The sequence below is a fragment of the Aequorivita sediminis genome, from assembly GCF_032080575.2.
Lineage (GTDB): Bacteria > Bacteroidota > Bacteroidia > Flavobacteriales > Flavobacteriaceae > Aequorivita > Aequorivita sediminis.
In genome coordinates, this window is the sequence record NZ_JAVLSO020000002.1 from 366,024 (window position 1) to 377,713 (window position 11,690).

At 35.1% G+C, this 11,690-nt stretch carries 10 protein-coding genes; 6 read left to right on the forward strand and 4 right to left on the reverse strand.

Annotated elements, in window-relative coordinates:
- Positions 1–172: 172 nt before the first annotated feature.
- From RT250_RS05100 to RT250_RS05115, 4 genes are read left to right on the forward strand one after another with little or no spacing between them, the layout of a single operon-like run.
- Positions 173–661: a GbsR/MarR family transcriptional regulator gene (locus RT250_RS05100; RefSeq protein ID WP_313112728.1), complete on the forward strand. Its 489-nt coding sequence runs from the start codon at positions 173–175 to the stop codon at positions 659–661.
- Positions 662–671: 10 nt separating this feature from the next.
- Positions 672–1,802, forward strand: coding sequence for an efflux RND transporter periplasmic adaptor subunit (locus RT250_RS05105; RefSeq protein ID WP_313112730.1), 1,131 nt, complete (start codon positions 672–674; stop codon positions 1,800–1,802).
- Positions 1,803–1,811: 9 nt separating this feature from the next.
- Positions 1,812–4,955, forward strand: coding sequence for an efflux RND transporter permease subunit (locus tag RT250_RS05110; RefSeq protein ID WP_313112732.1), 3,144 nt, complete (start codon positions 1,812–1,814; stop codon positions 4,953–4,955).
- Between the two features lie 13 nt (positions 4,956–4,968).
- Complete coding sequence (locus tag RT250_RS05115; protein ID WP_313112733.1) at positions 4,969–6,360, forward strand: efflux transporter outer membrane subunit; 1,392 nt, start codon at positions 4,969–4,971, stop codon at positions 6,358–6,360.
- A gap of 67 nt (positions 6,361–6,427) precedes the next feature.
- Here the strand turns inward: RT250_RS05115 and RT250_RS05120 are convergent, their stop codons facing one another.
- Together RT250_RS05120 and RT250_RS05125 are read right to left on the reverse strand one after the other, a co-directional pair.
- Entirely contained in the window at positions 6,428–6,898 is a 471-nt protein-coding gene (locus RT250_RS05120; RefSeq protein ID WP_313112734.1) for a CYTH domain-containing protein, read from the reverse strand.
- A gap of 80 nt (positions 6,899–6,978) precedes the next feature.
- Positions 6,979–7,626: an NAD(P)H-binding protein gene (locus tag RT250_RS05125; RefSeq protein WP_313112735.1), complete on the reverse strand. Its 648-nt coding sequence runs from the start codon at positions 7,624–7,626 to the stop codon at positions 6,979–6,981.
- A gap of 57 nt (positions 7,627–7,683) precedes the next feature.
- Between RT250_RS05125 and dinB the strand changes: the two genes are divergently transcribed.
- Both dinB and RT250_RS05135 read left to right on the forward strand, forming a co-directional pair.
- Positions 7,684–8,787, forward strand: coding sequence for a DNA polymerase IV (dinB, locus tag RT250_RS05130; protein WP_313112737.1), 1,104 nt, complete (start codon positions 7,684–7,686; stop codon positions 8,785–8,787).
- Positions 8,788–8,835: 48 nt separating this feature from the next.
- Positions 8,836–9,597: an SH3 domain-containing protein gene (locus RT250_RS05135; protein ID WP_313112739.1), complete on the forward strand. Its 762-nt coding sequence runs from the start codon at positions 8,836–8,838 to the stop codon at positions 9,595–9,597.
- 64 nt (positions 9,598–9,661) lie between these two features.
- Here the strand turns inward: RT250_RS05135 and pyk are convergent, their stop codons facing one another.
- Together pyk and RT250_RS05145 are read right to left on the reverse strand one after the other, a co-directional pair.
- Positions 9,662–11,089 carry a pyruvate kinase gene (pyk, locus tag RT250_RS05140; RefSeq protein WP_313112741.1) on the reverse strand — a complete coding sequence of 476 codons (1,428 nt, stop codon included), beginning with the start codon at positions 11,087–11,089 and terminating at the stop codon, positions 9,662–9,664.
- Positions 11,090–11,581 carry an IPExxxVDY family protein gene (locus RT250_RS05145; RefSeq protein WP_313112743.1) on the reverse strand — a complete coding sequence of 164 codons (492 nt, stop codon included), beginning with the start codon at positions 11,579–11,581 and terminating at the stop codon, positions 11,090–11,092.
- Positions 11,582–11,690 lie beyond the last annotated feature (109 nt).

Sequence of the window (11,690 nt, forward strand, 5' to 3'; positions counted from 1 at the left end):
TATGAATAAAGTTCATTCTAAATTTTTATAATTTTAATCCTTAAACATCAAATTTTATACTATTTAAATAGAGGTTTATTTATTCAAAATAACTTTAACAAAAATTTAAACTCTGTTTAGTTCGGTATTTTACGAACCAATCATATCTTTGCAGCCTTATTTAAAAAATATTTTGAGTAAAAAAGATAAATTGATAGAAAGAATGGGTGTGCATTTGGAGCATAAGGAGCAATTAGCTCCTTTAGCAGCTCGAATACTTGCTAGCCTAATTTTGAAAGGTAAGAAAGGGGAGACTTTTGAAAACTTAGTATGTGAACTTAGAGCGAGTAAAAGCACGATTTTTACTCATCTCACTACTTTGCAAGCTTCTCATCGAATTACATATTACACTAAAACAGGTGATCGCAAGAAGTACTTTATTCTAAGTCCAAACGCTTGGGTGCAGTCTATGGATGAGATGATAAGTAGTTGGAATGAGGAACGTGATATTCATTTAGAGATTATTGATTACAAATCAGATATGAATAAAAGTTTTCCAGAAGATTCAGAAGAGAAGTTTGATATAAACTTTCATTACGAATATTTAAACTATTTAAATCTGGCTTCTAGCATGATGATAAACTTACGATCAAAACTAATTGAAAACCATAAAAACGACTAATTATACAAAGATGAAAAAAATACAATTTACTTATTTGCTTCCTGGTTTCATAGGGCTTTGCTTGCTTTTTGCCAGTTGTGGTAATGATCAGAGTCAAAATCAAAGAGCTCCACAGGCACTACCATTTCCTGTGGTAACAGTTCCTTCACAAACCGTTACAGCTTATGCTACGTATCCTACAAGTTTAGAAGGTATAATTAATAGTGAAGTACGTGCTAAAACTTCTGGTTATATAACTCATGTTTTAGTAGATGAAGGACAAAAAGTAAGAAAAGGACAAACACTTTTTAGATTGGAAACACAATCTTTAAGTCAGGATGCCGCTGCAGCAAGAGCAAATGTTAACGCAGCTCAAGTTGAGGTAAACAAGCTAAAGCCACTAGTTGAGAAGAATATTATAAGCGGTGTTCAACTTGAAACAGCCAAAGCTAAATTAGCGCAAGCACAAAGTGCATATAACTCTATCTCAGCAAATATTGGTTATGCTACCATTAAAAGCCCAGTAGATGGTTATGTAGGTTCTATTCCTTATAGAGAAGGAGCTTTAATTAGCCCATCTTCTCAAATGCCATTGACAACTGTGGCCGACATAGATAAGATATATGCATTCTTTTCACTAAATGAAAAAGCTTATTTAGATTTTATCGAAAAGAATGAAGGAAAGACTCTTGAGGATAAAATAAATAACCTGCCGAAAGTTCGTTTGATATTGGCTAACGGTACATTATATGATCAAGAAGGAACTGTAGAAACTATTAATTCTCAAGTAAACCCTTCTACGGGTACGGTATCATTTAGAGCTGTTTTTGACAATCCAAATAGATTACTTTCTAGCGGTTACAGTGGAAGAATTCAACTTCCAAATACATATGAAAATGCAACAGTTGTTCCTGCATCTGCTACATATGAAAGACAAGGGATTACATACGTTTATAAAGTACAAGGAGACACCTTGGCCACTACAAGTGCTATTAATATTTTGGATCGTGTAGACAACTTAGTGATTGTAAAAGACGGTATAAATCCAGGTGATAAGGTTGTTGCAAAAGGAGTTGGAAAGCTTAGAGACCAAACGCCAATTATTGCACAGCCAGCAGATTTTGACAGTATTGCAAAAGGATTAGAAAAAGTATTCAAATAAGAAGAAACTATGATTAAGAAATTTATTGAACGACCTGTTCTATCTAGTGTCGTTTCCATTATCATATTAATATTGGGGGTTTTAGGTATTACAACCTTACCTACCACCCAGTATCCAGAAATTGCTCCACCTACCGTACAAGTTTCTGCTAACTATCCTGGTGCAAACGCTGCGACAGTACTTGAGAGTGTAATTGTTCCGATTGAGGAACAGATTAACGGGGTAGAAGGGATGACTTACATTACTTCAACAGCAAGTAATAATGGTAGTGCCAGTATTAACGTGTTTTTTGACCAAGACGTAGATCCAGACATTGCTGCGGTAAACGTACAAAACCGTGTTGCACGTGCTACTTCATTATTACCATCAGAGGTAACTCAATCTGGGGTAATTACGCAAAAACAACAAACTAGTGCCTTAATGTTTATTACAGTTTATTCTGAAAATGAAGATTATGATGGCACTTATATTCAAAACTATTTAAATATAAATGTACTCCCAGAGTTGAAAAGGATTAATGGAGTTGGGGGCGTAAACGTATTTGGTGGTAAAGATTACGCCATGCGTATTTGGTTAAAACCAGAAAAATTAGCTGCTTATAATCTAGAGCCAGCCGATATTACTGCTGCTATTAGAGAGCAAAGTAGAGAAGCTGCAGCAGGGTCTTTAGGACAAAACAATGCAGAGTCTTTTGAATATGTTTTAACCTATAGCGGTCGATATAAAGAAGCTTCTCAATATGAGGAAATTGTAATTAAGTCGTTAGGAAATGGAAAGTTCCTTACGCTGAAAGATGTTGCTGAGGTTGAATTAGATGCTCAAAACTATGGGTCTATTTCTTTCACCAATGGAAATCCAGGGGTGAGTATGGCAATCTATCAAACAGCAGGTTCTAATGCTCAGGAGATTATCCGTACTGTGCACGAGAAGTTTGAGGTTATGGAAAAAGACTTCCCAAAAGGAGTTAAACATATAGTTAACTTTGACTCTAACGAGTTTTTGGAAGCTTCGATTAGTAAAGTAATAACAACTCTTATAGAAGCATTCTTATTGGTGTTCTTGGTAGTATTTATTTTCTTACAAGATTTCCGTTCAACTTTAATTCCTGCTATTGCTGTACCGGTTTCTATTGTAGGTACCTTCTTTTTCTTAAATATGTTTGGGTATTCAATAAACCTGTTAACATTATTTGCACTCGTACTCGCAATTGGAATTGTGGTGGATGATGCTATTGTAGTTGTGGAAGCGGTGCATGCTAAACTTGAAGAAGGAGCAGAAACAGCATTAAAAGCAACGCATTCAGCAATGGATGAAATTACTGGAGCTATTATCTCAATTACCTTAGTAATGGCAGCAGTATTTATTCCAGTAACTTTTATTACAGGACCTACTGGGGTGTTTTATGAACAGTTTGGTGTTACGCTTATTGTGGCGATTGTGATTTCTGCAGTAAACGCATTGACATTAAGTCCAGCATTGTGTGCTATATTCCTTAAAACTCACGATGAAGAAGTTAAAAAGAAAAACCTGTTAGGGCGTTTCTTTAGCAAGTTTAACACTGCATTTGCTGTTACAACTGATAGGTATATGAGATCTTTAAGGTTTCTATATAGACACAAATGGATTAGTGTTGTCTTCTTAATTATTTGTGTAGTAGGAATCGTTTGGTCTTCTAATACTACTCCTACAGGTTTCGTTCCCGATGAAGATAGAGGGCTTATTTTCGCCAACGTGGAACTTCCAGCTGGGGCTTCATTAGATAGAACAGTTGGAGTTACTAAAGAATTACAAGAAAAAATCAAAGATATTCCCGGAATTAGAGATATCTCGCTAGTAAATGGATTTAGTATTATTAGTGGTTCAGGTAGTAACTACGGGATTGGTTTCATTAAATTAGATAATTGGTCTGAAAGAGAAGATGAAGATAAATCGGTAGAAGCAATTACTGGTAAACTTTTTGGAATTGCTGCAACTATTCCAGATGCGAACATTCTATTTTTCCAACCTCCAAGTGTACCAGGTTTCGGTATCTCTTCAGGTTTTGAAATGAAAGTTTTGGATAGAACTGGTGGTAGTTTTAACGACCTAAGTGTTGCTACCCAAAACTATTTGCAAGAACTAATGCAGAGACCAGAAATTATGTATGCGCAGTCTTCATTTAATACAGATTATCCGCAATACGAAATAGATGTTGATATTGCTAAAACTAAAGAAGCTGGGATTAGCGTGAGTTCAATTCTTACGACCCTTCAGGGATATATAGGAAGTATCTACGCAGCCGATTTCTCTAGATACGGAAAGCAGTATCGTGTGTTTGTACAAGCGTTACCAGAAGATAGAACGTCTGTTGAAAGTTTGAATCAGATATTCGTACGTAACTCACAAGGTGAAATGGCTCCAATTACAGAGTTCATCACGCTAGAAAGAGTATATGGACCTCAATCGGTAACTAGATTTAACTTGTTTAACTCTGCAAGTGTGAACGGTGCAGCGGCGCCTGGATACTCTTCAGGAGATGCAATTAAAGCAGTTCAAGAAGTAAGTCAAAACTTACCTCAGGAATATACTGTGGCTTTCTCTGGACTTACACGTGAGGAGATTTCAGCAGGTAGTCAAACTACATTTATTTTTATTCTTGTATTACTATTTGTGTATTTCATTCTAGCAGCACAATACGAAAGCTTCTTAATTCCATTTTCAGTAATATTCTCTGTGCCAGTGGGTGTTTTTGGAGCCTATATAGTTACAAAGTTTTCAGGTTTGGAGAATAACGTTTACTTCCAAATTGCACTTATAATGCTTATTGGATTATTAGCGAAAAACGCGATTCTGATTGTTGAGTTCGCGCTTCAAAGACGTAGAACAGGACTTTCGCGTATGACTGCTGCATTTGAAGGTGCAAAGTCTAGACTTAGACCTATTTTGATGACATCGTTTGCCTTTATCGTTGGTCTTTTACCGTTAGTTTTTGCTACAGGTATTGGAGCACGTGGTAACAATGCAATTGGAACAGGAGCAGTAGGAGGATTATTAATTGGAACTATTTTCGGAGTATTTGTTATTCCTATTCTATATATCTTTTTCCAATGGATACAAGATAAAATGAATAAAACCCCAGATACATTTGAAGTTGAAGTTCAAGATGAAAAATAAAAGAAATCGTACTATGAAATTTTTAAAAGGAATTGCAATTGCAATGGCTTTCTTAACGCTTCAATCTTGTTTTGTAGCGAAAGAATACAGCAGACCTGAAACAGTGGTGGAATCTGATAATTTCCGTACTGAAAACTTGCCTCAGGATAGTTTATCTATGGCAACAGTGTCTTGGAAAGAGATTTTTACAGATCCGATACTTCAAGGTTATATAGAAGAAGGGCTTAATAATAATATGGATATCCGTATTGCATTACAGCAAATTGCAATAGCAGAGGCTTATGTAAAACAAGGTAAAGCAGGATATTTCCCAACATTGAATGGTACTGCTAGAGTTGTGCATCAGGAACTTTCAGAATCAAGTAGATTTCCTGGTCAAAGCTCTTCGGTAGATCAGTTTGAGGTATCTGGCGGACTTTCATGGGAAGCAGATATTTGGGGGAAAATTAGAAGTACTAAGCGTGCTTCTGATGCTACTTATTTGCAAACCGTAGCGGCTCACCAAGCAGTAAAAAGTAGATTGGTGGCAAATATTGCAGCTACATATTATCAGCTTTTAGCTATTGACGAACAGATTAGAGTAACCGAAGAAACAATTAGTGCTCGAACTGAAGGAGTTGAAACCACTATTGCTCTTAAGGATGCAGGTATTGGTAATGAAGCTGGAGTGAAACAAACCGAAGCTCAGTTGTATACGGCTCAAGCTATACTGGTAGACCTGAAAAATCAAAGTAGGTTAGTAGAAAATACCTTATCTATTTTATTAGGAAGTTCTCCTCAACAAATCACTAGAGGTACCTTAGATAATCAAAGTATTGAAATTCCATTGGAAACGGGAGTTCCTTCACAATTGTTAAGTAATAGACCAGATGTGATAGCAGCTGAATATGGTTTGGTAAATGCTTTTGAACTTACAAATGTCGCAAGAAGTAGTTTTTATCCTTCACTTACTTTAAGTGCTAACGGTGGTTTCCAAAGTTTGGATCTCGATAAACTTTTTAATGTGAATTCATTATTTGCTAGTGTTGTAGGTGGGTTGACGCAGCCAATTTTTAACGGGCGTAAGATTAAGACGCAATACGAAGTTTCACAAGCAAGACAAGAACAAGCGTTGTTGAACTTTAAGTATGCACTTCTTATAGCTGGAAAGGAAGTTTCTGATGCAATGTATTCTATCGAGGCTGCAACAGAAAAGATTTCAATTAAAGAACGTGAAAACGAAGCCTATAATTTAGCTACTGAGTACTCAGAGGAATTATTAGACAATGGTATGGGTACGTATTTAGAGGTGTTAACAGCACAAGAACGTGCACTAGGTTCGAATTTAGATTTAGTAGCAGCAAAAAATAATCGTTTACAAGCAATTGTTGATTTATACGAAGCCCTTGGGGGTGGATGGAGATAAAAGTTTTTTTTTGATTTGGTTGGTTAGTTGATTAACTGTCCTAGTATTTATTGCTAGGGCAGTTTTTTTATTTCCAGTTTTTAAAAGGATTTAAACTCAGTTGTGAGTTGTAATATCGAATATCGCCTGTAACTTCTTTTCCTAACCATTCAGGTTTAGTAAAAACTTCATCTTCTGAATTAAGTTCTACTTCAGCCATAATTAACCCTTCATTTTCTCCCGTAAACTCATCGATTTCAAAAATGTGATCCCCTACTGAAACTTCGTAACGAGTTTTTTCAATTATACCTTTCTCACAGAGTAGAAGTAATTCTTTAGCTTCCTTTAAAGAAATTTGCTTTTCCCATTCAAAGCGAGATAATCCTGATTTATTTGACTTACCTTTTATAGTAATATACCCGTTATCTCCCTTTAATCGGATGCGTACAGTACGTTCAGGATGTGTGTTTAAAAACCCTTGTGCAATTCGTGTGCGCTTATGAGCTTCTTTTTTAAAAGCTTCGGAAGTAATTAGGAATTTACGTTCTATTTCTTGCATGTTTATTTCTATATTACGTTGTCAGGTTGAGCACAGATGACACCTCTTAATAATCCTCAACTCTGCTCGAACAGACATTTTTAGCCTACAATTTCTTTAATTTTTTCAGAAGTAATAATTTTTTCAGAATAACCATCTTTCGATAAAACACGCATGGCTTCAGCAATTGTTTCGGCTTCTATCATCTTGTATTTCGCAGGAATTAAAAACCCGAAAACCTTCATAAAAACCTCTGCTAGATTTTCTCCAAACCGAGATTCATTTCGATCTCCAACAATCAACGAAGGTTGTAAAATGTAAGTGTTTTTAATTTTCTGAAGTAAAACATCACGTTGCATTTCTCCTTTAGTTTTATTGTAAAAAACATTACTATTTTCTGAGGCACCTAATGCCGAAATAACGATAAATGTTTTAATATCGTTTTGTTTTGCAAGTTTTGCAGCAGCAACAGGAATCCCATAGTCTATCTTTTTATAAGTATCTTTATTGGGCGTTTTAGACTTGGTGGTCCCTATGCAACAGAAAACAACATCGGCTTTAAAAGTTTCAGAATGAGTTTCCAACTGAAACATATCTATAATAAACTCTTCGATTTTAGGTGAATTTATTCCCACTGAACTACGAGAGAATAGTTTAATTTTATCATAAGTATCATCTTCTAGAAGTTTTTCTAGTAAAATGCCGCCAGTGAGTCCAGTTGCTCCTAAAATAATAGCCGTTTTTTTCATTCTATAAATATACTTACAAGTTTTGAATACTTTGTTGGATGGTATTAAATTTACATTATGCAAGAGTCTTTAATTGTTCGTAAAATAATTCACATCGATATGGATGCATTTTACGCATCTGTAGAGCAGTTGGATAATCCAGAACTGCGAGGTAAGGCAATTGCTGTGGGAGGTAGTTCGGAACGAGGAGTAGTAAGTGCAGCAAGTTATGAAGCTCGGAAGTTTGGAGTACGGAGTGCCATGAGTAGCGTAGCGGCAAAAAAACTCTGTCCGGAACTCATTTTTGTAAACACTAATTTCGACCGCTATAAAGAAGTTTCAAAACAAATTAGAAAGATTTTTTTTGAATATACTGACTTGGTCGAACCGCTTTCCTTAGACGAAGCGTACCTTGATGTTACTGAAAATAAAAAAGGAAACCCGAGCGCTACAATGATAGCGACTGAAATTCGTCAAAAAATTAAGGATAAGACTGGTTTAAATGCCTCTGCAGGGATTTCAGTTAATAAGTTTGTAGCTAAAATAGCAAGTGATATCAATAAACCTAACGGACAAAAAACAATACATCCAGAAGAGGTTATTCCATTTTTAGAAACGCTAGATGTAAAAAAGTTTTATGGCGTTGGAAAGGTTACCAAAGAAAAAATGTATCGTTTAGGGATTTTCACAGGAATGGATTTAAAAAATCAATCTTTGGAATATTTAAATGAACACTTCGGAAAAAGTGGACTACATTATTACAATGTGGTTCGAGGGATACACAACAGCATGGTGAAGCCTACTCGAAAACAAAAATCATTAGCAGCCGAGCATACTTTTTCAGAAAATATTTCATCAGAAATTTTTATGATGGAACGCCTAGAGGAAATTGCAGCTGAGGTGGAAGGGCGAATGCTAAAACGCAAACTTGCTGGGAAAACCATTACCCTTAAAATTAAATATAGCGACTTCACTTTACAAACTCGTAGTAAAACGGTTCCATTATTTTTATCGTCTAAAGAATTGATTATAGAAGTAGTTAAAGAATTGTTATTTCAAGAAAAAATGAAGGAGTCGGTACGATTGTTGGGAATTTCAATTTCGAACCTAAACAATGAGGTGTCAATTAAAAAATCTATCCCAAACGAATCGATTGATGTACAATTAAAACTAGAATTTTAAGTATGTAAAAAAGCTACTTACCTTTATACTAATTAAAAACTCCAAATTATGAAGACTGTAGCTATCTCTATTTTTGCCTTTTTAGGTTTCGCATTATTATTTTCTTGTAAAAGTGATGTAAAAAACAACGAAGAAACTCAAACTGTCGCCACCGATTCTATTCCAGTAGAAACAATTCCGGATTATATGTATGTCACCGCTGTAAGTGGATTGACTTTACGTGAATTTCCAAATTTACAAAGTTCAAAATTGGCTGTAATGCCTTTGGGTACGAAAGTGAAAATTTTAAAAGCCGAAGGAAAAACAACCATGAGTGTTGGTGGGATAGATGGAGCCATGGATAAGGTTGAATTTAACAACCAAATAGGGTACGCTTTTAATGGCTTTATGTCTAGGTTTTATCCTCCTGCAGAAAATGCAGTTGCAAAAAATTATGCTGAAGAACTCAAAAAAGATTTCCCTAAAGTAGTTTATTCTGAAGCTACTGGCGGAACGGCAAGTAGGCCCACAAATACAGAGACTATAATTTTACCTACAGATAAATGGCACGAGGGATTTTTTAACGCACAGCAACTTTTTAATATCCCAAGGGTGTTTGCCTTTCCAAATCCTAAGGGTGTTAATGTTGAAACGCAACATAACAACAATAAAAAGAAAACCGATTTTATAAGTGAATTAGTGATTTCGCGTGATGAAAATAAGCTTAAAAAAATAGTTTATAATTACAAAACTACTGGTTTTGGTTATACAGTAACTATCACTAAAGAGGCAAACGGAATGAAAATCGAAAAAGTTGAGATAGTGGATTGATAAATAAATAAATTAACAAAGAATGGTCTGTGAGGACCATTCTTTTGTCTGTTATAAAAAAACCTTATACCTGCGAAACTCGCAAGGTATTTACCATTCCTTTATCTACAATGGGCATGGCTGCAAGGTTAATTAAATAATCTCCTTTGCTTACAAATCCTTTATCCGAAGCAATTCTGTTTACATCTTCTACAGTTTCATCTGTACTCACATATTTATCGTAATAGAACGCTTTTACGCCCCATAAAAGATTTAGTCGAGCAAGAATACGTTTATTGCTAGTAAAAGCTAATATAAACGCTGAGGGACGCCAAGCTGAAATTTGAAAAGCAGTATATCCACTATTTGTTAGTGTACAAATTGCTTTAGCTTCAATTTCGTTTGCCATCAATGCTGCGTGATAACAAATAGACTTGGTAATATAACGGTTAGTTTTTACTTGTGGCGGATTTTGTGGTACGCGTATTAAATCGGAATTTTCTACGCTTTTTAGAATCTTAGCCATTGTTTTAATAACTGCAACGGGATAATTACCTACCGAAGTCTCCCCAGAAAGCATCACCGCATCTGCACCGTCCATTACAGAGTTGGCAACATCGTTTACCTCTGCACGTGTTGGCGTTAATGATGTTATCATTGTTTCCATCATTTGAGTTGCGATAATAACAGGAATTCGTGCGCGCTTGGCAGTTAAAACCAATTCTTTTTGAATTAGCGGCACTTCTTCAGCTGGAACTTCTACTCCTAAATCCCCGCGAGCAACCATCAAGCCATCGCAATAAGCTACAATTCGGTCAATATTTTTTACAGCTTCAGGCTTTTCAATTTTTGCGATGATTGGAATTTTATAATCACAATGTGCTTCAATAAGAGCTTGTAGCTCCTTTAAATCATCTGAATTTCGTACGAAAGAAAGTGCAATCCAATCTACTTGTTGCTCTATTGCAAATACAGCATCAGCTTTGTCTTTTGGTGTAAGTGCTGGAAGGGAAAGCTTAGTATTTGGTAGATTTACACCCTTTTTTGAGCGTAAAGGTCCACCTTGAATAACCTTTACTTTTACTTCATTCTTTTTATTAGTTTTTAAAACTTCAAAAATAAGTTTACCGTCGTCAAGTAGTACTCGTTCTCCAACTTGAACATCTTTAGGAAAATTGTCGTAATTCATATAGACTTTCTCCTTTGTGCCTTCAAATTCTTCACCAGTACAAAAATTAAGTTCATCTCCTGGTTGCAGGACAACCTCTTCTTTCATTACACCTACGCGAAGTTTAGGGCCCTGAAGGTCACCTAATATGGCAACATGAAGACTTAATTCGTCCGAAAGTTTGCGAATTGTTGCAATATTCGACTTAACAGTATCGTAATCGGCGTGTGAAAAGTTTATCCTAAAAACATCCACACCCTCTAATATCATATTTTTTATGGTCTCTTCACTATTTGTTGCTGGACCAAGTGTTGCAACTATTTTAGTTCTTTTTTGGTTTGACATTTAATCAAAAATTAAATTGTTTTTAGATTTTATTTTTTCGGTCTCTACAGAATAGGCCGAAATAATTTGTTTTATTTTATTGACTTCTGAAATTAAAGACTCAATAGGAAAACTTCCATAATCCGTTTGAATCTTTAAAAAGTAATCTACATTTTTCATTTCTGGTAATAAATAATGAGTTGTTGCTTTCTCTGAAACTGATTCAGAAAACAAACCTCCAGAACTTTGTAAACTCGCCTCCATCATTTTACACTTATTCGCTACCAAATAAAAGCTATTATAGTCTTTTAAGTCTTCATAAGCATAAAGTGGAAACAAGATTATTTTTCCATTAGATGAAAAATCTAAGTCTTTTTCACTTCTTTTAAACTTCGTGTTTAAAAATTGGTTTAGCAAGTAGGCTAGTTTATAATCCTCTTCACTACAATGTATGGCCACTAATGAGAAAGGATCTTCCATTTCATCATCATATAAAAGTTTGTGGGTAGCCATTTTTTTTGAATTTTTGGTTTAGCAGTGAAAATTGCTAAAGAAATAGATTCTTAAAGTACAAAAATAAGCAAGTTACACCTTGTTTTACTTAAATACAATGTTATTATTT